A 22,129-nucleotide genomic window follows, 5' to 3' on the forward strand; every position below is an offset into this window, starting at 1 on the left:
GGAAAGCGGTTGCTTAGTTGATTTTGCTATTTAGAACTGAGAACTCGGTCGTTCCAGTTTCTATATGTCGTATTCAGAATACGCAGCTTCATCGATATGCCTTTTTGAGTAAGACACCATGAGCCTTCGCCGCGACTTTATCAAGCTTTCCCTGGGTGCCGGCGTGGCCGGTGCCATGGCCCTGACGGCGTTGCCGTCGTTTGCGCAGGGCGCGGGCCCGGTGACGCTGCTCAACGTGTCGTACGACCCGACGCGCGAGCTGTATGTCGACTACAACCGCGCCTTCGCCAAATACTGGAAGGCAAAGACCGGCCAGGACGTGAGCATCAAGCAGTCGCACGGCGGTTCGGGCAAGCAGGCCCGCTCGATCATCGACGGCATCGATGCCGACGTGGCCACGCTGGCGCTGGGCGGCGACATCGACGCGCTGGTCAAGCATGGCGGGGTCGTCAAGGAGGGCTGGCAGAAGCGCCTGCCGCAGAACTCGGCACCGTACACCTCGACCATCGTGTTCCTGGTGAAAAAGGGCAACCCCAAGGGCCTGAAAGACTGGAGCGACTTGGTGAAGCCCGGCGTTCAGGTGATCACGCCCAATCCCAAGACCTCCGGCGGTGCCCGCTGGAACTACCTGGCCGCATGGGAATTCGCCAAGCGCAAGTACGGCAGCGATGCCAAGGCCAAGGAATTCATCGGCAGCCTGTTCAAGAACGTGCCCGTGCTCGACACCGGCGCGCGCGGCTCCACCATCACCTTCGTGCAGCGCGGCGTGGGCGACGTGCTGCTGGCCTGGGAGAACGAAGCCTTCCTGGCGCTGAAGGAATTCGGCACCGACAAGTTCGAGATCGTGGTGCCTTCGATTTCCATCCTGGCCGAGCCCACTGTGGCGGTGGTCGACAAGGTGGTCGACAAGAAGGGCACGCGTGCCGTGGCCGAGGAATACCTCAAGTACCTGTATTCGGACGAAGGCCAGGACATTGCGGGCCGCAACTTCTACCGGCCGACCTCGGAGAAGGCCAAGGCCAAGTACGACAAGCAGTTTCCCAAGCTCACGCTGGTCACCATCGACGAAGCCTTCGGCGGCTGGGCCAAGGCCGACAAGGCGCATTTCGCCGACGGCGGCTCGTTCGACCAGATCTACAAGTAAGACAACAAAGAAAGCCTCTTGTGTCCGTTCTCCTGATTGCTGGCAGCCCTTCGGCGCCGTCGCGTTCAACCGCCTTGCTCGAGGCCGTGGGCGAGCGGCTGGCCGGTCGCAATGCGCAAATCGAGCGGCTCGCCATCCGCGATCTGCCGGCACAGGCGCTGTTGCTGGCCGACTGGGACCACCCGGCCATCGAGCGCGCCATTGCGCAGGTGGCGCATGCGCGGGTGGTCGTGGTGGCAACGCCGGTCTACAAGGCGGCCTACAGCGGCGTGCTCAAGGTTTTTCTCGATCTGCTGGCGCAGAACGCGCTCAAGGGCAAGACGGTGCTGCCGCTGGCCACCGGCGGCAGCCCGCACCACATGCTCGCGCTCGACTATGCGTTGCGGCCCGTGCTGCATGCGCTCTCGGCGCGGCACATTCTTCCGGGCGTCTACGCGACCGATTCGCAGATCACGCTGACACCGGAGAACGCCTACCAGGTGCATGCCGACCTGGCCGAACGGCTCAACGAAGCCGTCGAAGTGCTGGCGACCGAAGGGCTGAAGCTGCCGGCAACCCACGGCTTCGAACCGGTGCCGTTTTCCCGCGTGCGATGTAGCGTTTGACGGGTTCTCCGTCGAACCCGCCTCCGGCCAGCCCCATTTCCGTTCCCGTTTTTTTGATCGCCTGTACGCGGCGAGGGGACAGCTTTGCCCAAAGGAACCCACACGTGAATCCCGTTGCCACCGAAGACTCCGTGCTCGACACGCCGCCTCGCTCCATCTGGCATGCGTTGCGAGACCTCGCCATCAGCACGGTTGTAGTTACAGCCGTTGCGCTCATCGTCGGCTTCATCTCGGCCTGAGCCGGGTTTGCTCCTCCGCATACGAAAGAACAACCTCATGACTTCCATCTCCATTCCGCGCCGCCGCCTGCTGCAGGGTGCCGCCGCCGCGGTGGCTCTGCCTTCGCTCGGTGCACTGGCCCAGGCGCCGGCGCGTCAGTTCCGCATCGGCAAGCAGAAGGGCCTGCTCAGCATCCTCAAGGGCCGCGGCACCCTCGAGAAGCGGCTCGCGCCGCTCGGCGTATCGCTCAAGTGGACCGAGTTCACCGCCGGCCCGGTGCAGCTCGAAGCGCTGAATGTCGGCTCCATCGACTTCGGCGACGTGGGCGAAGCGCCGCCCATCTTTGCGCAGGCCGCGGGCGCGCCGCTGGCCTATGTGGCGGCCACGCTGCAGCGCCCGCAGTCGGAAGCGGTGCTGGTGCCCAGGGGCTCGGGCATCAAGACCGTGGCCGAGTTGAAGGGAAAGAAGATTGCTCTCAACAAGGGCTCGAACGTTCACTACTTCATCGTCAAGCTGGCCGAGAAGCACGGCCTTGCGTACAGCGACCTGAACCTCGTCTACCTGCCGCCAGCGGATGCGCGCGCCGCCTTCGAGAAGGGCTCGGTCGACGCATGGGTGATCTGGGATCCGTTTCTTGCGGCCGCCGAAAAGTCGCTCGAGGCCCGCGTGCTGGCCGACGCGACCGGCGTGGTGGGCAACCGCTCGTACTACTTCTCGTCGCTCGACTATGCGGCGAAGAACGCCGACGTGCTGGCCATCGTGACCGAGGAGATCGGCAAGATCGACGCCTGGGGCACCGCCAACAAGAGCGATCTTGCCGCCGAGCTGGCCGCCCTCTGGGGCCTGCCTAAGCCGGTGGCCGACCTGACGGTGGCGCGCGCGGTCTACGGCACCGGCCCCATCACCAAGGCCATCCTCGCCGAGCAGCAAAAGATTGCCGACACCTTCTTCGACCTGAAGCTGATCCCCCGAAGGATCAGCGTGCTCGAGGCCGCTCCGGCGGGAATCGCGTGACGCGGGAAGCCTTGCACCTTCGTGCCGCCGGCGTGCTTGCCACGACCACGCGCGCCTGGGGCATTTCGCAGCAGCCGCGGGCCGGCCGTGCCCGTGCTGCGTTGCCGCGCCTGCGCTTTGCGCTGCCCCGCGTGCGCGGCTTTTTCTTTGCCATCTGACGCCGGACCCAACCGACGGAAAGAAGACATGCAAATATTCTGGTTTCTCCCCACCCACGGCGACAGCCGCTATCTCGGCACGACCGAAGGCGCGCGCCAGGTCGACCTGGCCTACCTTCAGCAGATTGCCGGCGCCGCCGACAACCTCGGCTATGAAGGCGTGCTGATCCCCACCGGCCGCTCGTGCGAAGACCCCTGGGTGATTGCATCGAGCCTGATCGGCGCGACGAAGAAACTCAAGTTCCTGGTCGCGGTGCGGCCGGGCCTGCACCAGCCCAGCCTGGCTGCGCGCATGGCAGCGACCTTCGATCGCCTCTCGGGCGGCCGCCTGCTGGTGAACCTGGTCACCGGCGGTGACCAGGCCGAGCTCGAAGGCGACGGCGTGTATCTCGACCATGCGGCGCGCTATGAGCAGTCGGCCGAGTTCATTCGCATCTGGCGCGAGATTCTTGCGCGCAGCCATGACGGCCAGCCCTTCGACTACGAGGGCCGGCACCTGAGCGTGAAGGGCGCGAAGCTGCTGTTTCCGCCGGTGCAGAACCCGCATCCGCCGGTGTGGTTCGGCGGCTCGTCGGCTGCCGCGCACGAGCTCGCGGCCGAGCAGGTCGATGCCTATCTCACATGGGGCGAGCCGCCCGCCGAGGTGGGCAAGAAGATTGCCGACGTGCGCAACCGCGCCGCGCGCAAGGGCCGCAAGGTCGAGTTCGGCATCCGGCTGCACGTGATCGTGCGCGAAACCGAAGAAGCCGCCTGGAAGGCCGCCAACGAACTGATCAGCCGCGTGGACGATGACACGGTGATCCGCGCCCAGGCCGCCTTTGCGCGCATGGACTCCGAAGGCCAGCGCCGCATGGCCGCGCTGCATGCGGGCGGGGCCAAGCGCTCCCGTGCCGATCTGGAAATTTCGCCCAACCTCTGGGCCGGCGTCGGCCTGGTGCGGGGCGGCGCGGGCACCGCGCTGGTGGGCGACCCCAAGACCGTGGCGGCGCGCATCGAGGAATACGCGGCGCTCGGCCTCGACAAATTCATTCTCTCGGGCTACCCGCATCTCGAAGAGGCCTACCGATTTGCAGAGCTGGTGTTCCCGCTGCTCTCCCGCAAGGCGCAAACGCGGCTCGCGGGCGGCTCGCTGAGCGGGCCCTTTGGCGAAGTCGTCGCCAATCTCGATGCGCCTTCGCGCTTCGCATCCCAAAGCTAAGGACCATCATGACCGAACAAGTGCAGGAACTGCCGGCGCTCGCGCCTTCGCGAGAGAGCGCCCCCGGAGCGCTCAAGGCCTTCGGCACCAACGTGGCGGGCCGGCTGGTGCCGTGGCTCGTGCCGGTGGGGCTCATCGTGCTCTGGCAGATTGCTTCATCGCTGGGCTGGCTCTCCACCCGGGTGCTGCCGGCGCCGGTGGACGTGCTCAAGGCGGCCTGGGGGCTGGCTGTTTCGGGCGAGCTCTGGACGCACGTCAAGGTCAGCGCCGGCCGCGCGCTTTCCGGGCTTGCCATTGGGGGCGGAGCGGGGCTGGTGCTGGGCCTCTTGACGGGCTCGGTGAAATTCTTCGAGACGCTGCTCGATTCGACGATTCAGATGGTGCGCAACATTCCCGCGCTGGCGCTCATTCCGCTCGTGATCCTGTGGTTCGGCATCGACGAGTCGGCCAAGCTGTTCCTCATCTCGGTGTCGGTGTTCTTTCCGATCTACCTCAACACCTTTCACGGCATTCGCAACGTCGATCCGCAGCTGATCGAGATGGGCCGCACCTATGGTCTTTCTCGCTGGCAGCTGTACCGCGAAGTCATTCTGCCGGGCGCGCTGTCGTCCATTCTGGTGGGACTGCGCTTTTCGCTCGGGTTGATGTGGGTGATTCTGATCGTGGCCGAAACCATCTCGGCGCAGGCCGGCATCGGCTATCTCACGATGAACGCCCGCGAGTTCCTGCAGACCGACATCGTGCTGGTGGGCATCCTCTTGTATGCGCTGCTCGGCAAGCTGGCTGACCTGTTCGCGCGCGGGCTGGAGCAGTGGTGGCTGCGCTGGCATCCCGGCTACCAGAAGAAGCCGAAGTGAGAGCAGGGCAAATGACCACACATTCCACGATTTCGCGCCGCACGGTGGTTGCCGGGCTGGCCGGCCTGGGCGCACTCGGAGCGGGTGCCGCGCTGGCCCAGGGCACGGCCGCAAGGCCCGTGACGGTGCGGCTCGGCTACCAGAAGTCTTCGACGCTGATTGCGGTGCTCAAGGTGCAGGGCGCACTCGAAAAGCAGCTGGCTCCGCTCAACGCCACGCTGAGCTGGCATGAGTTCACCAGCGGCCTGCCGCTGCTCGAGGCGCTGAACCTCGACAACCTGGACATCAGCGCCGACGTGGCCGACACCGTGCCGGTGTTCGCGCAGGCGGCAGGCGCCGACCTGACCTTCGTCGCTCAAGAGGCGCCTTCGCCCTCTGCGCAGGCGATTCTGGTGCGCGAAGATTCGCCGCTCAGGTCGGTGGCTGACCTGAAGGGAAAGAAGGTCGGTTTCGCCAAGGCGGCCGGCGCGCACTACCTGCTGATTGCGGCGCTGGAGAAGGCTGGCTTGTCTTTCAGGGACATCGATCCCGCCTACCTGACACCGGCCGATGGACGGGCCGCTTTCGAGCGCGGTGCCATCGACGCCTGGGTGGTGTGGGATCCATTCCTTGCGGCGGCGCAGCGCCAGGCCAAGGTGCGGATTCTGGCCGACGGCACGGGCATTGCCTCGTACCAGCGCTACTACCTTGCCAGCACCAAGTTTGCGAAGGCACGTTCGGATGTGCTGCGCGTGGTGTATGCCGAGCTGGAGAAAACCGGCAAGTGGGTCAAGCAGAACCCGAAGGAAGCGGCAGCGTTGCTGTCGCCCGTGTGGGGACTGGATGCCGCGACGATCGAACAGGCCAACGCGCGCCGCAGCTACGCGGTGCGTCCGGTGCTGGCCGAAGCACTCACCGAACAGCAGCGCATCGCGGATGCCTTCTTCGCGGAAAAGCTGTTGCCAAGAAAGATCAACGCGCTCGACGTGGCGCTGTTCCAACCGAGCCTTAAATCATGAGCGCCGTTCTGAAAGACATCCAGCAAACAGCCATCGCCGGCGGCGTGCGCCTCGAGGCGCGCGGGTTGCACAAGCGCTACGGCGAACGCGAGGTGCTGCGCAACACGCAGCTCACCATCGAGCCGGGGCAGTTCATCGCCATCGTGGGGCGCAGCGGTTGCGGCAAGAGCACGCTGCTGCGGCTCATCGCCGGGCTCGAGGAAGCCACATCCGGCGGGCTCTATACGGACGGCAAGGCCATCGACGGCCTGCACGACGACACCCGGATCATGTTTCAGGAGGCACGCCTCTTGCCCTGGCGCCGCGTGCTCGACAACGTGACGCTGGGCTTGCCTGGCGAAGCCAAGGCGCGCGGCAAGGAGGTGCTCGCGCAGGTGGGCCTGGCCGACCGCGAGAACGAATGGCCGGCGCGCCTCTCGGGCGGCCAGCGGCAGCGGGTGTCGCTGGCACGGGCGCTGGTGCATCACCCGCGTCTTCTTCTGCTCGATGAACCGCTGGGCGCGCTCGACGCGCTTACCCGCATCGAGATGCACCGGCTCATCGAGAACCTCTGGCAGCGCCACCGCTTCACGGCGCTGCTGGTGACGCACGACGTGCAGGAAGCCGTGGCGCTTGCCGACCGCGTGATCCTGATCGAGGACGGCCGCATTGCGCTCGACGAAAACATCGCGCTCGCCCGGCCGCGCTCGCAAGGCGACCCGGCCTTCGCGGCCATCGAAAAACGCATTCTCGACCGCGTGCTGCAGAAGGCCGGAGAAGCAGAGCCCGCCGAGACTGACGCACGCTGGCTGCAGGCTTCGGCGCACACGTTGCGCTGGGCCATCTGAGCGTCGTTCATCCACAAAAACAGAAAGGCAGCTGCATGTCGCAGAACTGGAAATTCGAAACCTTGTCGGTGCACGCCGGCTATTCGCCCGAGCCGACCACGCGCGCCGTCGCGCCGCCCATCTATCAAACGGTGGCCTATGCCTTCGACAGCGCGCAGCACGGCGCCGACCTGTTCGACCTGAAGGTGCCGGGCAACATCTACACTCGCATCAACAACCCGACGCAGGACGTGCTCGAACAGCGCGTGGCCGCGCTCGAAGGCGGCATTGCGGCGCTCGCGCTGGCCTCGGGCCAGGCGGCGGTGACCTATGCGATACAGACCATCGCGGAAGCCGGCGACAACATCGTCAGCAGCACCGCGCTGTATGGCGGCACCTACAACCTGTTCGCGCACACGCTGCCGCAGTTCGGCATTACGACGCGCTTTGCGGACCACCGCGATCCAAAAAGCTTCGAGAAGCTGTTCGACGATAAGACCAAGGCGGTGTTCGTCGAATCGCTCGGCAACCCGGCTGGCAACGTGACCGACATTGCGGCCATTGCCGACATTGCGCACCGCCACGGCGTGCCGCTGATCGTGGACAACACCGTGCCTTCGCCGTACCTGAGCCGGCCCATCGAACATGGCGCGGACATCGTGGTGCACTCGCTCACCAAGTACCTGGGCGGACACGGAACCAGCATCGGCGGCGCCATTGTCGATTCGGGCAAGTTTCCATGGGCCGAGCACAAGGAGCGCTTCAGGCGCCTGAACGAGCCCGACGTGAGCTATCACGGCGTGGTCTACACCGAAGCGCTTGGCCCGGCCGCCTACATCGGCCGCGCGCGCGTGGTGCCGCTGCGCAACACAGGCGCGGCCATCTCGCCGTTCAATGCCTTCCTGATCCTGCAGGGTATCGAGACACTGGCGCTGCGCATGGACCGCATCAGCAACAACGCGCTCTCGGTGGCGCAGCATCTCAAGACCCACAAGGCCGTCAACTGGGTCAACTACGCGGCTCTCGAAGACCATCCAGACCATGCACTGGCGAAGAAGTATTTCGGCGGCAAGTCGAGCGGCGTGCTCACGTTCGGCATTGGCAGCGGCCGTAAGGGCGGGGCGAAGTTTCTCGATGCGCTGAAGCTCTTCACGCGGCTCGTGAACATCGGCGACGTGCGCTCGCTGGCCACGCATCCGGCTTCGACCACGCACCGGCAGCTCTCGCCCGAAGAGCTTGCGCGAGCCGGTGTCACGGAAGACACCGTGCGCCTGTCGGTCGGTATCGAGCACATCGACGACCTGCTGGCCGACCTCGACCAGGCGCTGGCCGCCGCGGTCGCCTGAGCGCGTCGCTTCTATTTATTCGCCCTTCCGAATCATTCGTTCAACCTGAAAGAGAAAGCAGCACCATGTCCATTCAAGCCATCAACGTACGCAACCAGTTCAAGGGCAAGGTCCGCGAGATCATCCGCGGCGACGTCGTTTCCGAAGTCGATGTCGAAACCGCCTGGGGCATCGTCACCTCGGTCATCACCACGCGCTCGGTCGACGAGCTTCAGCTCAAGGTGGGCTCCGACGTGGTGGCGCTCGTGAAGTCCACGGAGGTTTCGATCGCGAAGCTCTGACGGACCCTCGGGCTTGCGAACACCCGGCGCCGCCTTGGCGCCGGGTTTTTTTCATATCAGCCAGCGATTGGCACCAGCCGCGGTGCGCGAAGAACAGGTGGAGCTCGTCGAGTGAGTGGTCGAGCCAGTCCGAAGGCTTGTACGAGAGGCCCGTGCTCTCGACTTTCACGCCGAGTCCGCCCGCGCGCAGCAGGGCTGCGCCGGCGCGCATGAGCGATTCGGCGTTCTGCCGGCTGCCGCCCAAGCCGACAAGATAGACCACCGACCGGTGCCCGCCGATGGCCGCCATCTCGGGAGTGGTTAGGGTGGAATGGGCGCCCATTCTGCTGGAAGGCCGATGACGGCCCAACGACCGCATGGTTGTTATGAGCCGATTTCACGGTTGCCGTGCTTTGCCCGCTACGCTCCTGCCGTGGCGGCCGTCGCCCAGCCTGTCATCAACCCTGTCACCATCGGCCGACACCGACCCATTCACATTCCCGGGAGTACCTCATATGGCCCAATTCGAAGTAAGCGACATCGTCCGAGCGCTGCACGCCGTGCGCGACGAGTGGCGCGACTCGCAGCGCCGCTCGCGCGAGCCCGGCATGCGCGAGTTTCCTTCGCGCGACGCGCTTGCGCAGGTCATCGATTCCCTCAAGGGCGCGCTGTTCCCGATGCGGCTGGGCCCGCCCGACCTGCGCCACGAGAGCGAGGATTTCTACGTCGGCCACACGCTCGATTCCGCGCTGCAGGCGCTGCTGGTGCAGGCGCGGCTGGAGCTCAACTACAACGCCCGCCACGAGCCGCGCCCCTCGAGCGAGGTCGAGGCCGCCGCCACCGAGGCCATTCGCCAGTTCGCGAATGCGTTGCCGGGTTTGCGCCGCCTGCTCGACAGCGACGTGCTCGCCGCCTACCAGGGCGACCCGGCGGCGCGCAGCGTCGACGAGGTGCTGCTGTGCTACCCGGGCGTGCTCGCCATGATTCACCACCGGCTGGCGCACGAACTCTACAAACTCGACCTGCCGCTGCTGGCCCGCATCGTGGCCGAGCTGGCGCATGCGCAGACAGGCATCGACATCCACCCCGGTGCGCAGATCGACGCGGGCTTTTTCATGGACCACGGCACGGGCGTCGTCATCGGCGAAACGGCGGTCATCGGCAAGCGCGTGCGGCTTTACCAGGCCGTGACGCTGGGCGCCAAGCGCTTTCCGACCGACGCCGAGGGCAATTTGCAGAAGGGCCTGCCGCGCCACCCGGTGGTGGAAGACGACGTGGTGATCTACGCCGGCGCCACCATCCTCGGGCGCGTGACGCTGGGGAAGGGCGCGGTCATCGGCGGCAATGTGTGGATTACCGACGACGTGCCCGCAGGCGCGAGCGTGACGCAGGCCAGCCTGCAGAACGCGCCGAAGACCGGTGCGCCATAGGAGCGCCACCGGAGCGCGGGCGTTGCCGGCCGCGCTATGCTTCGCCGTTCCAATAATGTTGCTTGCCCCCGCATGTCCTTGCCTCAAGCTACTTCTTTCCCCGCTTCTCCCGCGTCCGCGGCCGACGAGTCCTGCGACGTGCTCGTAATCGGCGGCGGCCCCGCGGGCTCCACGATTTCGGCGCTGCTCGCGCAACAGGGCCGCAAGGTGGTGCTGCTCGAAAAGGCGCATCACCCGCGTTTTCATATCGGCGAGTCGCTGTTGCCGGCCAATGTCGAGCTTTTCGACAAGCTCGGCGTGCGCGACCAGGTCGAGAAAATCGGCATGCCCAAGTTCGGCATCGAGTTCGTCTCGCCGGACCATGAATACCGCAGTTATGTGGACTTTGCCGAGGGCTGGGACAAGTCGCTCGATTCCGCCTGGCAGGTGCGCCGCTCGGAGCTCGACGAACTGCTGTTCCGCAATGCCGCCACGCGCGGCGCGCAGACGCTCGAGGGCTGCAAGGTGCGCGACGTGGCGTTCGATACCGACGGCGCCACGGTGCAGGCCGAAATGGACGATGGCGCCAAACGCAGCTGGCGCGCGCGCTTCGTGGTCGACGCCACCGGACGCGACACGCTGCTGGCCAACAAATTCCGCTGCAAGGAAAAGAACCCCGAGCACAACAGCACCGCGTTGTTCGGCCACTTCACCAATGCGGAGCGGCTCGAGGGCAAGAAGGAAGGCAACATCAGCATCTGCTGGTTCCCGCACGGCTGGTTCTGGTTCATTCCGCTGGCCGACGGCACCACCAGCGTGGGCGCGGTCTGCTGGCCGTACTACCTGAAGACGCGCGACAAGCCGCTGAAGGATTTTTTCTACGACACCATCGCACTTTCCCCGGTGCTGGCGGATCGCCTGAAAAACGCGACGCTGGTCGACGACGCGGTGCACGCCACGGGCAACTTCTCGTACTCGAGCACCCACGCCACGGGCGACCGCTACCTGATGCTGGGCGATGCCTTCACCTTCATCGACCCGATGTTCTCGTCGGGCGTGTACCTGGCCATGCACAGCGCTTTCGACGGCGCCGAGCTTGTGGCCACGGCTCTCGACAAGCCGGCCGAACTGGCACCCGTGCGCAAGGACTTCGAAGCCATGATGCGCAAGGGGCCGCGCGAGTATTCATGGTTCATCTACCGCGTGACCAATCCGACGATTCGCGACATGTTCATGCATCCGGGCAACCCGTTCCGCGTGAAGGAAGCGCTGATGTCGCTGCTGGCCGGCGACATCTACCGGGGCACGCCGATGTGGCGGGCACTCGGCATGTTCAAGGTTCTCTACTACTTCATCTCGGTCACCCACATGCGCCGCACGTGGGAGGGATGGAAGCGGCACCGCTTCAACATCCGCGACGCGGGCCCGCTGAAGGGCGAGACGATTCTCAAGTCGGACTAGCGGCCCGCGTGGCCCACGCGGTGCGCGAAGCGCGCAGCGTTGCCACGGCATGCGCAACGCCCGGGACGGGACTCGCGAGCACCTCGATGCCGAGGTCTGCCAGCTCGCTCGCGACGGGGGCCATCGAGGCCTGTGCCAGAACCACGGCGTCGGCCCCGACGGCGGCGCTGCGAATCGCGCTGGCCAGCATCTCGATGTAGCGGGCGGTGTCGCCGGCCTCGAAGTGCACCCAGGCCCCTTCGACGAGGAGCACGCTCGGCCTGACGCCGACGCCGGCCTGCGCGGCGGCCGAAAGAATCAATGCGGTCGTCGGCTCCAGCGTGCTTTCGAGCGCCGCTGCAATCAGCACGCGCGGGCCGGCGCGCACGGCGCGGTCGGCCATCGCGCGGTCGATGCGTTGGGCTGTGAAGGCGCCGCCGGTTGCGGTTTTTTCCGCGATGCCGCCGATGGTCGAGCAGGTGCATGCGACGACCGCGGCACCATCGGATGCGGCCTCGCGCATGGCGTCGTGCACGCGCGCGGCCAGCATCGGGTTGTCGATGCCTGTGGCGCGTGCTTCGTGCAGCAGTTCTTCCATCACCAGGTGGCGCACCTCCAGTTCGGGCGCAATCTCGCGGGTGAGCCGCGCGAAGGTCGGCACATGAACTTGTGCGGTGTGGAGGAAAGCGATGGCGTCGGTCATCGGGGAACCCTCGTCAGGTGGCTTGTCGGGCGCGCTGCGCCTCATAGGCTTTCAGGTGAACGTAGGCGATGCGCAGCACCGAAGGCGTTGCCGAACGGCCTGCCGGTGCGCGGCCGAGCAGGTCTCCCACGATGTGGTCGGCCTCGACTGGCGCGCCGCGCACGATGTCCTTGTACATCGATGCGGTCATCGGCGAGCCCGGCGCCGTCATGATGGCGCGGCCGCGCTCGAGGGCTGCAGGGCGCGGTGCGAAGCCGTTGTGCGCGGCAATGGCGCAGCATTCGTCGAATATCGCAAGCGCCACATCCTGGCCGCCCGCGCTTGCGATGTCGCCGATGGATGCGCGCATCAGGCTCGTGAGGCCGGCTGCCGAGGCAATGAAGACCCATTTCTCCCACATGTCCTGCGAGATCGTCTCACTTGCGGTGGCACTGAACTTCGCGCCCGCGAACTGGGCTGCGATGGCATCGACGCGGGCCGAACGTCCGCCGGCGCGCTCGCCGTAGCTCAGGCCGTGCATGTCGTTGAGATGCAGCACGCGGCCTTCGTCGTCCAGCGTGGCGGAGATCATGCAAAGGCCGCCCAGCACGCGCTCGTCGCCGAAGCGGGCAACCAGGCGCTCGATGTGATTCATGCCGTTGAGCAGGGGGAGAATGACCGTGTTCGGCCCGACCGCCGGTGCGAACGACTCCATGGTCGAGTCGAGGTCGTAGGCCTTGCTGCCGACCACGATCACATCGAACGGCGCCTTGATGTCTTCTGCCAGCACGTGCGGCGGCGAGGGCAATTGCAGATTGCCGAACGGGCTCTGGACCACCAGCCCTGTCTTCTCGATTTGCGCCGCGCGCCGGGCGCGCAGCAGAAAGGTCACATCGCGTCCCGCCTCCAGCAAACGGCCGCCGAAATAACCGCCGAGTGCGCCGGCACCCACCATCAAGAATCTCATCGTGCATTGCTCCTGGATCGAAAGAACCGGAACGATGATGCCTTCGATTGGAAGCGCCTGCTTGGGGCGCCGAAAAGGCGGGCGCGATGGAAGAGCTTTTCTGGAAAAGGTCTTGGGCGCTTCGCATAATGGTTTTCGCTATTTGGATTCCCTTCACTCATCTCAAGGAGCTTCATTCATGAGCCAGACCCGAATTGCCGTGATTGTCGGCAGCCTTCGCAAGGATTCGTACAACCAGAAGCTGGCCCTTGCACTGGCGCATCTTGCCCCTTCGGACTTCACGTTCGAGCATTTGCGCATCGACGATCTGCCTCTGTACAACCAGGACGACGACGGCAACCCGGCACCTTCGGTGAAGCGGCTCAAGACCGAGATCGCGGCAGCTCAGGGCTTGTTGTTTGTTACGCCCGAATACAACCGCTCGATGCCCGGTGTGCTGAAGAATGCGATCGACCACGCTTCGCGCCCCTACGGGCAGAGCGCCTGGGCGGGCAAGCCTGCGGGCGTGGTGGGCATTTCGGTGGGCGCCACCGGTACCGCGCTGGCACAGCAGCATCTGCGCAATGTGCTGGCTTACCTCGACGTTCCAACGTTGGGTGCGCCGGAGATATTCCTGCAGTTCAAGGACGGCTTGTTCGATGACAAGGGCCACATCGGCAACGAAGGCACGAAGAAGTTCCTGCAGGGGTGGATGGACAAGTACGTGGCCTGGATCAAGAGTCACGCGGGGGTTTGACGAACTGGCTCTTCTCGCCGCCCAACGAAAAAAAAGAGCCGCCCACAGGGGCGGCTCTTTTTTTGAGGAAACCGAGGTTCAAGCGGCTTGTGCCACGTCCTTCTGGTTGGCGGCTTCGGCAGTTGCCGTGAGGATGTCGGCGCGCGCGGCAGCCAGCGCGGCGGCCTTGGGTGCATCGCCCATGGCCAGGCCTTCGGCGCGCACGAAGCGCACGTCGGTAATGCCGAAGAAGCCGAGGATCGCCTTCAAGTAGCTCTCTTGATGCTCCATGGCCCGGCCGCCTTCGGTGGTCGAGTAGATGCCGCCGCGGCTGGACGCCACGATCACGGTCTTGCCGCCGGCCAGACCCACGGGGCCCTTGTCGGTGTATTTGAAGGTCCGGCCGATCTGGGCGAGGCGATCGATCCAGGCCTTGAGCTGGGTCGGGATCGAGAAGTTGTACAGCGGCGCGCCCACCACGATGACGTCGGAGGCGAGGAATTGGCTCACGAGCTTTTCGGAGAGCTCGTTTTCGCGCTGCTGGGCTTCGGTTGGCTGGGCCTGCACGCCCGTCTTGATGCCCAGCGCGTCGGCGCTGAAATGCGGCGGAGTGTTCACTGCGAGGTCGAGATATTCGACCGTGGTGTCGGGATGCGCGGCTTTCCACGCGGTCACGATCTCGGCCGTGAGGAGGCGGGAGGTCGAGTTGGTACTCAGGATGCTGGAATCGACGTGGAGCAGTTTCATGGTGAATCGCTTTCGTGTGGCGGTCGACGCTCAAAAGTGGCCGACGATGTGAGAATTCTATTTTTGATGCGAGTTGGCGATAAGTAGCCAGAATTCAACTACATCGTTCCATATGCGGGACAATGGTGCCATGCAAGACCTCAACGACATGGTTTTCTTCGCCGAAGTGGCAGAGCGGGGCGGCTTTGCCGCAGCCAGCCGTGCGCTCGGCATTCCCAAATCGCGCCTGTCGCGCCGCGTGGCGGAACTCGAGGAGCGGCTCGGCGTGCAGCTGATGCAGCGCAGCACGCGGCGGCTGTCGCTCACGCCCGCAGGGGAGATCTACCTGCGGCATTCGGCGGCCATGCGAGATGCGGCGCAGGCCGCCGCCGAAGCGGTGGCGCAGGTGCAAACCGAGCCCAGCGGTACGGTCCGGCTGAGCTGCCCCATTTCCATTGCGCACAGCGGGCTGGGCCAGTTGCTGCCCCGGTTCATGGCGCTTTACCCGGCCGTGCGGATCGACTTGCGGGTGATGAACAGGCCGGTCGATTTGATCGAGGAGGGCATCGACATCGCGCTGCGCGTGCGCCCGGCCATCGAGGACAGCACGACGCTCGTGGCCAAGGTTCTGGGAACGAGCCGCGGGGTGCTGGTGACCACGCCGGACCTGTTGAAACGCCAAGGGCCGGTGAACACGCCGGCCGACCTCGCGCGGCTCCAGACCGCGGCCATGTCGGCCAACAGCGAGGGGCGCAGCGAATGGCGGCTCGAAGGCCCCAAAGGTGAGATTTACGTGCACGTTCATAACCCGCGCTACGTGGCGGACGATCTCACGACCCTGCAGTTGGCCGTGCTCGAGGGCGCGGGCGCGACCTTCTTGCCCGGCTACATGTGCCGCGACGACGTGGAGGCCGGCCGGCTCGTGAGGGTGCTGCCGGACTGGGGGCCGGCGCCGGTCATTGCGCACATGGTTTTTCCGGCCCGGCGAGCGCTGGTGCCGGCAGTGCGCCGGTTGATCGATTTCCTGGCCGAACACCTGCACGGGAGCGAATCGGGGATGTACTAGCTGCTGACTGGCCTGGGCCAAATAGCCTGGCTGGCTGCTTCTTATGCGAAAAACGCCATAACCAAACAAGTAGATATTCGTTTGGCATTGAAGCGGCCCTTCGCACAATCCCAGGTCCCATCCAATTCAAGGAGCGACCATGGCGACCCTGCGACTCGGCGACACAGCCCCCAATTTCACCCAGGACTCCAGCGAAGGCCCCCTCGACTTCTATCAGTGGGCCGGCGATTCGTGGGTGGTGTTCTTCTCGCACCCGGCCGATTTCACGCCTGTGTGCACCACCGAACTCGGCAAGACCGCGGCGCTGTCGGGCGAGTTCGCCAAGCGCGGCGTGAAGCCCATTGCGCTGAGCGTCGACCCGGCCACCAAGCACAAGGAATGGATCGGCGACATCAACGAAACGCAGAACACCACCGTGAACTTCCCGATCGTGGCCGACCACGACCGCAAGGTGGCCGACCTGTACGACCTGATTCACCCGAACGCTTCGGCCACCGCCACGGTGCGCAGCGTGTTCATCATCGATCCGAAGAAGGTGATCCGCGCAACCATCACGTACCCGGCATCGACCGGCCGCAATTTCGACGAAATCCTGCGGGTGATCGACTCGCTGCAGCTCACCGACAGCCACAAGGTGGCCACGCCCGTGAACTGGAAGGACGGTGACGACGTGGTCATCATCCCGAGCATCCAGGACCCGGCCGAACTGGCGGAGCGTTTTCCGAAGGGCTTCAAGGCCGTGAAGCCTTATCTGCGCATCACGCCGCAGCCCAACAAGTAAGCGGGCAGGGCAGCGGCGCAATGCAGACTTCCGTGATCATCGTGCCCGGCTGGCGCGACTCCGGGCCCGGCCATTGGCAGAGCCTGTGGGAGGAGCGCATTCCGGGCGCGGCGCGGGTGGTGCAGGACGACTGGGCCTCGCCCAAGCGCGAGGCCTGGGTGGCCACGCTGGCCAGGCTGGTGCTCGAGAGCCCCGGCCCGGTGGTGATTGCCGCGCACAGCCTGGGCTGCATTGCCACGGCGCACCTGCCGGCGGAGGCGGCGGCGCGCATTCGCGGGGCGCTGCTGGTGGCGCCGGCCGATCCCGAGCGCCGGGCCGTGCTGTCCGACTTTGCGCCCGTGCCGTATGCGGCCCTGCCGTACCGTAGCATCGTGGTGGCGAGCAGCAACGATCCGTATTGCCCGATTCGCCTGGCCGGCGCATATTCCCGCGCCTGGGGCAGTGAGTTTGTTCGCATGCAGAATGCGGGCCATATCAACATCGATTCGGGGCATGGAGACTGGCCGCTCGGCCTGGCCTTGCTCCAGTCGTTGACCGACGAGCCCGCCGCATGGCCGGCGGGCCGTGAATTTTCAGAAACCTTGGCAACTTCATGACTTCCAGACTCAAGACCTTCGCCGCCGTGCTCGCGTTGGCATCTTCCGCATTCGCAGGCAGCAACGCCTTTGCCCAGGGCACCACGCTGCTGAACGCCTCGTACGACGTGGCGCGCGAGTTCTACAAGGACTACAACGCGGCGTTCGTGGCCCACTACAAGAAGACCACCGGCAAGGACGTGAAGATCGACCAGTCGCATGGCGGCTCCAGTGCCCAGGCACGCGCAGTGGCCGACGGCCTCGATGCCGACGTGGTCACCATGAACACCTCCACCGACATCGACTTTCTGGCCAGCACCGGCGTGGTCGCGAAAGACTGGAACAAGCAATTCCCTGAAAACGCATCGCCGACCACCTCGACCATGCTGTTCCTGGTGCGCAACGGCAACCCCAAGGGCATCAAGGACTGGGAAGACCTGGTCAAGCCGGGCGTGCAGGTCGTCATCGTCAACCCCAAGACCGGCGGCAACGGGCGCTACGCGTACCTTGCGGCCTGGGGCTACGTGAAGAAGAAGGGCGGCACCGACGCCCAGGCGGCCGAGTTCGTCGGCAAGCTGTTCAAGAACGTGCCGGTGCTGGCACGTGGCGGCCGCGACGCGACCACCGCCTTCCTGCAGCGCAACATCGGCGACGCGCTGATCACCTTCGAATCGGAAGTGGTGTCGATCGACCGCGAATTCGGCTCGGGCAAGGTCGACTCGGTCTACCCGTCGATCAGCATCGTGGCCGAGAACCCGGTGGCGCTGGTCGAGCGCACGACCAAGAAAAAGGGCACCGGCGAACTCGCCAAGGCGTATCTCGACTGGCTCTATTCCGAAGAAGCGCAGGAAATCGCGGCCAAGCATGCGCTGCGCCCGCGCTCGCCGGCCGTGCTCAAGAAGCACGCCGCCACGTTCAAGCCGCTGCAGCTCTTCACCGTGCAGGAACTGTTCGGCAGCCTCGGCGATGCACAGAAGGTGCACTTCAACGACGGCGGCCAGTTCGACAAGCTCTACACGCCCGGCGCAAAGTAAATGAGCGGCGCTGTTTCTTCGGCGCTCCCGTCCGCGGGAGCGCCGCTTTCGCATGTGAACCGGGCAGGGGGCTCCAGGCGGGTGCTGCCGGGCTTTCACATCACGCTCGGCTTCTCGATCTTCTATCTCTGCCTGATTGTTCTGATCCCGCTGTCGGCGCTGGTCTTCAAGACCTTCACGCTGAGTTGGGAGCAGTTCTGGGTGGCCGTGACCGCGCCGCGCGTGATGGCCTCTTACCGGCTCACGTTCGGCGCCTCGCTGATCGCTGCACTGGTGAATGCGGTGTTCGGCCTGCTGGTGGCCTGGGTGCTGGTGCGCTACAAGTTTCCGGGCAAGCGCATAGTCGATGCATTGGTCGACTTGCCGTTTGCGCTGCCCACGGCGGTGGCCGGCATCTCGCTGACCGCGCTGCTCGCGGGCAACGGCTGGATCGGCCAGCTGCTCGAGCCGCACGGCATCAAGCTGGCGTTCACGCCGGCCGGCATCGTGATTGCGCTGATCTTCATCGGGCTGCCCTTCGTGGTGCGCACCGTGCAGCCGGTGCTGGAAGACGCCGAGAAAGAGCTTGAAGAAGCAGCCACCTCGCTCGGTGCGACACGCCTTCAGACTTTCACGAAAGTGATCTTTCCGTCGATTGCGCCCGCGCTGTTCACGGGCTTTGCGATGGCTTTCGCGCGGGCCATCGGCGAATACGGCTCGGTGATTTTCATCGCCGGCAACATGCCGATGATTTCGGAAATCACGCCGCTCATCATCATCGGCAAGCTCGAGCAATACGACTTCGCCGGCGCAACCGCGGTCGCGCTCGTGATGCTGGTGATTTCGTTCATCCTGCTGCTCGTCATCAACGGCTTGCAAGCCTGGCAGCGCCGCCGCGCAGGAGCTTGAGATGAGCGCCCCTTCCAAAATCATTCGCCGCGCGCAGGCCGGCACCACCGAATCGCCCTGGGTGCGCTGGCTGTTGATCGGCCTTGCGCTCGCGTTCATGTTCCTGTTCCTGGTGCTGCCCCTGGCGGCCGTGGCAACCGAGGCCTTGCGCAAGGGACTGGGCGCCTACCTCGAAGCGCTGAAGGAGCCCGACGCCTGGAGCGCGATTCGCCTCACGCTGATCACGGCCGCCATTTCGGTGCCGCTGAACCTGGTGTTCGGCGTTGCCGCGGCGTGGGCCATTGCCAAGTTCGAATTCCGCGGCAAGGCCTTTCTGACCACGCTGGTCGATCTGCCGTTTGCGGTGTCGCCGGTGGTGGCGGGCCTGATCTACGTGCTGGTGTTCGGCGCGCAGGGCTGGTTCGGTCCATGGCTCGCGGAACACGACATCAAGATCATCTTCGCGGTGCCCGGTATCGTGCTTGCAACGGTGTTCGTGACCTTTCCGTTCATTGCGCGCGAACTCGTGCCGCTGATGCAGGCGCAGGGCACCGACGAAGAGCAGGCGGCCATCGTGCTCGGCGCGACCGGCTGGCAGACCTTCTGGCGCGTGACGCTGCCCAACATCAAGTGGGGGCTGCTGTACGGGGTGATTCTTTGCAACGCGCGCGCCATGGGCGAGTTCGGCGCGGTGTCGGTGGTCTCGGGCCACATCCGCGGGCAGACCAACACCATGCCGCTGCACGTGGAAGTTCTCTACAACGAGTACCAATCGGTGGCGGCCTTTGCCGTGGCCTCGCTGCTGGCCATCCTGGCGCTGGTCACGCTGGTGATCAAGTCGGTCATCGAATGGCGCCACGAGCGTGAAATGAAAGCCATCGCCGAGCTGCCGCCCGAGCGGCCTCCGGAACCCACGGCGGCCTGAGAGAGAGAAAGAACAAGATCATGAGCATCGAAATCCGCAACATCAGCAAGCAGTTCGGCGACTTCCGGGCGTTGAACAACGTGAACCTCGACGTGGAGTCGGGCGAGCTCGTCGCACTGCTCGGCCCGTCGGGCTGCGGCAAGACCACGCTGCTGCGCATCATCGCGGGGCTGGAAACGGCCGACACCGGCAGCATTCTGTTTTCGGGCGAAGACACCACCGACGTGCATGTGCGCGAGCGGCAAGTGGGCTTCGTGTTTCAGCACTACGCGCTGTTCCGCCACATGACGGTGTTCGAGAACGTGGCCTTTGGCCTGCGCGTGAAGCCGCGCAAGGAGCGCCCGAGCGAAACGCAGATCAAGCAGAAAGTGACCGACCTGCTCAAGCTGGTGCAGCTCGACTGGCTGGCCGACCGCTACCCCTCGCAACTCTCGGGCGGCCAGCGGCAGCGCATTGCGCTGGCGCGTGCGCTGGCGGTGGAGCCCAAGGTGCTGCTGCTCGACGAACCCTTCGGCGCGCTCGACGCCAAGGTGCGCAAGGAGCTGCGCCGCTGGCTGCGCCGGCTGCACGACGAGCTGCACGTCACCTCGATCTTCGTCACGCATGACCAGGAAGAGGCGCTCGAGGTGGCCGACCGCGTGGTGGTCATCAATAAGGGCCGCATCGAGCAGGTCGGTTCGCCGCAAGAGGTGTGGGACCAGCCCGCAAGTCCTTTCGTCTACGGTTTTCTGGGCGACGTGAACCTGTTCCATGGCCGGGCCGACAACGGCGCGGTGCAGCTGGACGGCATGCGCCTCGACTCCCCGGAGCACAGCGGTGCGCGCGACGCGAAGGCCATGGCCTATGTGCGTCCGCACGATTTCACCGTGGAGCGCTACACCTCCGGCGCGACCGGCATCGTGGCGACCTTGTCGCGTGCCATCGTGGTCGGCCCGATCGCGCGGCTGGAACTTGAGCCCACCGAAACGAATCCAGATAATCCGGGCTCCGGAACCATCATCGAAGCGCAAATCCCTGCGCAACAGTTCCGTGAACTGGGCTTGAACGAGGGCGACACTGTCGTCGCCACACCGCGCAAGGCCCGGGTGTTCGTAGAAGAAGATTGGGTTTCCCCTTGATCGATTGGTACTTCGGCGCGCCGCGCCGCGCGTATGGGCTGATCTGCCTGGCCTGCGTTCTCATGCTGGCCTTCGGGCTCTACCTGCAGCACGTGGTCGGGCTCGAGCCTTGTCCCATGTGCATCGTGCAGCGGTATGCCTTGGTGCTGGTGGCGCTCTTCACCGGGCTGGCCGCCGTGTTCCGCAGCCGCGGCCTTCAGGTGACGGGCGGGGTGCTGGCACTGGTGTCGGCCATCGGCGGCGCCTACACGGCCGCCGCGCAGAGCTGGCTGCAGTGGTATCCGCCCGAGGTCGTGTCATGCGGGCGCGACCTGTACGGAATGATCGAGACCTTTCCGCTCAAGCGGGCGCTGCCGATGATCTTCCGCGGCGGCGGCGATTGCTCGAAGATCGACTGGTCGCTGTTCGGCCTGACGCTGGCGAACTGGTCGTTCGTCGCCTTCTTCGTTCTTGCGGTCCTGCTGCTTGTGCTGATCTTCCGCAAGCGCCCGGCTGTGCGCTGAGCCTGAAGGTTACAGCGGCAGGGTATCGAAGGCAGCGTAAGCGGTAGCCAGCCAGGACTTCACGCGCTGGCGTTCCAGGATGCCGAGTGCGTGGGGCCCTTCGCGGTCGTTCACGGCCTTCCAGAAGCTGGTGTTCTGCGCATCGATCTTGCGCATGCTGGCCTCGTGCAGGCGCGGCAGCGTGATCACGCGGGCGCCGTTCGCGGTCGCCTTCGAGAGCGATTGCGACGCGAGCAGCATGCCGAAGTCGCTGCCACGGCCGTAGTTCTGCACCACGATGTAGTTGGGCCGGTTGCCGAAGGTGTCGATCAGCGTGCCGAGCAGGTCGGTGGAATCTTTGCCGTCGTCCAGCACGTGCCAGAAGTTGACGGCCACGCCCAGTTCGACGAACACATCGAACAAGTCGGATTCCTTGATCCAGCGCGACAGGGGCGCCAGTGTCTGGGCCGCGAGATCGACGATGACGCTTTGCTGCGGATTGGTCTCGAAACCGTTCACCACGGTGTCCAGCCCCTCGAAGCTGTCGACCACGATGGGCGACGCAAATCCTTCGTAGAAGCGGGTGAACGAGCTGTGCGAACGGTCGGTGTCAAAGCCCGTGAAAGGCCGGCTGTGGTCGATGAAGTACTGCGCCAGCACGCGCGCCGTAACCGACTTGCCGACACCGCCTTTTTCGCCGCCGATGAAATTGATGGAGCTCATGAGTTGCTGCTGCC

The 22,129-nt window shown here is 65.3% G+C and carries 26 protein-coding genes; 22 read left to right on the forward strand and 4 right to left on the reverse strand.

All coding sequences use genetic code 11. From position 1 onward, the window contains the following. Positions 1-118 precede the first annotated feature (118 nt). From ABIC94_RS08385 to ABIC94_RS08445, 13 genes are all read left to right on the forward strand, one after another. Complete coding sequence (locus ABIC94_RS08385; protein WP_354372558.1) at positions 119-1,144, forward strand: sulfate ABC transporter substrate-binding protein; 1,026 nt, start codon at positions 119-121, stop codon at positions 1,142-1,144. Between the two features lie 20 nt (positions 1,145-1,164). After that, positions 1,165-1,749: an NADPH-dependent FMN reductase gene (gene ssuE, locus ABIC94_RS08390; RefSeq protein ID WP_354372559.1), complete on the forward strand. Its 585-nt coding sequence runs from the start codon at positions 1,165-1,167 to the stop codon at positions 1,747-1,749. Between the two features lie 104 nt (positions 1,750-1,853). Continuing rightward, positions 1,854-1,988, forward strand: a complete 135-nt coding sequence (locus ABIC94_RS08395; protein ID WP_354372560.1) for a hypothetical protein — start codon at positions 1,854-1,856, stop codon at positions 1,986-1,988. A 37-nt stretch (positions 1,989-2,025) separates the two neighbouring features. Further along, a complete protein-coding gene (locus ABIC94_RS08400; protein WP_354372561.1) occupies positions 2,026-2,982 on the forward strand; it encodes a sulfonate ABC transporter substrate-binding protein in 957 nt (318 codons plus the stop codon). Next, positions 2,979-3,140: a hypothetical protein gene (locus tag ABIC94_RS08405; RefSeq protein ID WP_354372562.1), complete on the forward strand. Its 162-nt coding sequence runs from the start codon at positions 2,979-2,981 to the stop codon at positions 3,138-3,140. The genes ABIC94_RS08400 and ABIC94_RS08405 overlap by 4 nt, the downstream gene beginning before the upstream one ends. 28 nt (positions 3,141-3,168) lie before the next feature. Beyond that, positions 3,169-4,338 carry an FMNH2-dependent alkanesulfonate monooxygenase gene (ssuD, locus tag ABIC94_RS08410; RefSeq protein ID WP_354372563.1) on the forward strand — a complete coding sequence of 390 codons (1,170 nt, stop codon included), beginning with the start codon at positions 3,169-3,171 and terminating at the stop codon, positions 4,336-4,338. Positions 4,339-4,346: 8 nt separating this feature from the next. Then, entirely contained in the window at positions 4,347-5,195 is an 849-nt protein-coding gene (ssuC, locus tag ABIC94_RS08415; protein ID WP_354372564.1) for an aliphatic sulfonate ABC transporter permease SsuC, read from the forward strand. Positions 5,196-5,206: 11 nt separating this feature from the next. Further along, positions 5,207-6,193 (forward strand): aliphatic sulfonate ABC transporter substrate-binding protein, encoded by a 987-nt coding sequence (locus ABIC94_RS08420; RefSeq protein ID WP_354372565.1) that lies wholly within the window; start codon positions 5,207-5,209, stop codon positions 6,191-6,193. Continuing rightward, positions 6,190-7,020 carry an ATP-binding cassette domain-containing protein gene (locus ABIC94_RS08425; protein WP_354372566.1) on the forward strand — a complete coding sequence of 277 codons (831 nt, stop codon included), beginning with the start codon at positions 6,190-6,192 and terminating at the stop codon, positions 7,018-7,020. Before ABIC94_RS08420 ends, ABIC94_RS08425 begins: the two co-directional genes overlap by 4 nt. A 35-nt stretch (positions 7,021-7,055) precedes the next feature. After that, positions 7,056-8,345 (forward strand): O-acetylhomoserine aminocarboxypropyltransferase/cysteine synthase family protein, encoded by a 1,290-nt coding sequence (locus ABIC94_RS08430; protein WP_354372567.1) that lies wholly within the window; start codon positions 7,056-7,058, stop codon positions 8,343-8,345. Positions 8,346-8,410: 65 nt separating this feature from the next. Continuing rightward, positions 8,411-8,626, forward strand: a complete 216-nt coding sequence (locus ABIC94_RS08435) for a TOBE domain-containing protein (RefSeq protein WP_007829250.1) — start codon at positions 8,411-8,413, stop codon at positions 8,624-8,626. A 494-nt stretch (positions 8,627-9,120) separates the two neighbouring features. Beyond that, on the forward strand, positions 9,121-10,035 hold the full coding sequence (gene epsC / locus ABIC94_RS08440) for a serine O-acetyltransferase EpsC (protein ID WP_354372568.1): 915 nt from the start codon (positions 9,121-9,123) through the stop codon (positions 10,033-10,035). A 72-nt stretch (positions 10,036-10,107) separates the two neighbouring features. Next, positions 10,108-11,475, forward strand: a complete 1,368-nt coding sequence (locus ABIC94_RS08445; protein WP_354372569.1) for an NAD(P)/FAD-dependent oxidoreductase — start codon at positions 10,108-10,110, stop codon at positions 11,473-11,475. Here the strand turns inward: ABIC94_RS08445 and ABIC94_RS08450 are convergent. Both ABIC94_RS08450 and panE read right to left on the reverse strand, forming a co-directional pair. Next, a complete protein-coding gene (locus tag ABIC94_RS08450) occupies positions 11,462-12,157 on the reverse strand; it encodes an Asp/Glu/hydantoin racemase (RefSeq protein ID WP_354372570.1) in 696 nt (231 codons plus the stop codon). The genes ABIC94_RS08445 and ABIC94_RS08450 overlap by 14 nt on opposite strands. Positions 12,158-12,170: 13 nt before the next feature. Continuing rightward, the gene (gene panE, locus ABIC94_RS08455; RefSeq protein ID WP_354372571.1) at positions 12,171-13,103 is read right to left on the reverse strand and encodes a 2-dehydropantoate 2-reductase; all 933 of its coding nucleotides are present in this window, start codon (positions 13,101-13,103) and stop codon (positions 12,171-12,173) included. Positions 13,104-13,281: 178 nt separating this feature from the next. Here panE and ABIC94_RS08460 point away from each other — a divergent pair, with 178 nt between their 5' ends. Further along, positions 13,282-13,839, forward strand: a complete 558-nt coding sequence (locus ABIC94_RS08460) for an NADPH-dependent FMN reductase (RefSeq protein WP_354372572.1) — start codon at positions 13,282-13,284, stop codon at positions 13,837-13,839. 78 nt (positions 13,840-13,917) lie between these two features. On the opposite strand, the gene ABIC94_RS08465 is transcribed toward ABIC94_RS08460, so the two are convergent. After that, positions 13,918-14,565, reverse strand: a complete 648-nt coding sequence (locus tag ABIC94_RS08465; RefSeq protein WP_354372573.1) for an FMN-dependent NADH-azoreductase — start codon at positions 14,563-14,565, stop codon at positions 13,918-13,920. 130 nt (positions 14,566-14,695) lie between these two features. On the opposite strand from ABIC94_RS08465, the gene ABIC94_RS08470 reads away from it, so the two are divergent. The 8 genes from ABIC94_RS08470 to ABIC94_RS08505 all read left to right on the forward strand — a co-directional run bounded on the left by ABIC94_RS08470 (position 14,696) and on the right by ABIC94_RS08505 (position 21,413). Further along, positions 14,696-15,610: a LysR family transcriptional regulator gene (locus ABIC94_RS08470; RefSeq protein ID WP_354372574.1), complete on the forward strand. Its 915-nt coding sequence runs from the start codon at positions 14,696-14,698 to the stop codon at positions 15,608-15,610. A 139-nt stretch (positions 15,611-15,749) separates the two neighbouring features. Further along, the gene (locus ABIC94_RS08475; RefSeq protein WP_258506056.1) at positions 15,750-16,391 is read left to right on the forward strand and encodes a peroxiredoxin; all 642 of its coding nucleotides are present in this window, start codon (positions 15,750-15,752) and stop codon (positions 16,389-16,391) included. Positions 16,392-16,411: 20 nt separating this feature from the next. Beyond that, positions 16,412-16,987, forward strand: coding sequence for an RBBP9/YdeN family alpha/beta hydrolase (locus ABIC94_RS08480; RefSeq protein WP_354372575.1), 576 nt, complete (start codon positions 16,412-16,414; stop codon positions 16,985-16,987). Beyond that, the gene (locus ABIC94_RS08485) at positions 16,984-18,000 is read left to right on the forward strand and encodes a sulfate ABC transporter substrate-binding protein (RefSeq protein ID WP_354372576.1); all 1,017 of its coding nucleotides are present in this window, start codon (positions 16,984-16,986) and stop codon (positions 17,998-18,000) included. Before ABIC94_RS08480 ends, ABIC94_RS08485 begins: the two co-directional genes overlap by 4 nt. Further along, positions 18,001-18,888: a sulfate ABC transporter permease subunit CysT gene (gene cysT / locus ABIC94_RS08490; RefSeq protein ID WP_354372577.1), complete on the forward strand. Its 888-nt coding sequence runs from the start codon at positions 18,001-18,003 to the stop codon at positions 18,886-18,888. Position 18,889: 1 nt separating this feature from the next. Next, the gene (gene cysW / locus ABIC94_RS08495; RefSeq protein ID WP_354372578.1) at positions 18,890-19,792 is read left to right on the forward strand and encodes a sulfate ABC transporter permease subunit CysW; all 903 of its coding nucleotides are present in this window, start codon (positions 18,890-18,892) and stop codon (positions 19,790-19,792) included. A 20-nt stretch (positions 19,793-19,812) separates the two neighbouring features. Next, on the forward strand, positions 19,813-20,910 hold the full coding sequence (locus ABIC94_RS08500) for a sulfate/molybdate ABC transporter ATP-binding protein (RefSeq protein WP_354372579.1): 1,098 nt from the start codon (positions 19,813-19,815) through the stop codon (positions 20,908-20,910). After that, positions 20,907-21,413, forward strand: a complete 507-nt coding sequence (locus ABIC94_RS08505) for a disulfide bond formation protein B (protein ID WP_354372580.1) — start codon at positions 20,907-20,909, stop codon at positions 21,411-21,413. Before ABIC94_RS08500 ends, ABIC94_RS08505 begins: the two co-directional genes overlap by 4 nt. 9 nt (positions 21,414-21,422) lie before the next feature. Here the strand turns inward: ABIC94_RS08505 and ABIC94_RS08510 are convergent, their stop codons facing one another. Beyond that, positions 21,423-22,115 (reverse strand): mobilization protein, encoded by a 693-nt coding sequence (locus ABIC94_RS08510; protein ID WP_307700883.1) that lies wholly within the window; start codon positions 22,113-22,115, stop codon positions 21,423-21,425. Between the last annotated feature and the right edge of the window lie 14 nt (positions 22,116-22,129).

This window comes from Variovorax paradoxus, assembly GCF_040544635.1.
Taxonomy (GTDB): domain Bacteria; phylum Pseudomonadota; class Gammaproteobacteria; order Burkholderiales; family Burkholderiaceae_C; genus Variovorax; species Variovorax paradoxus_R.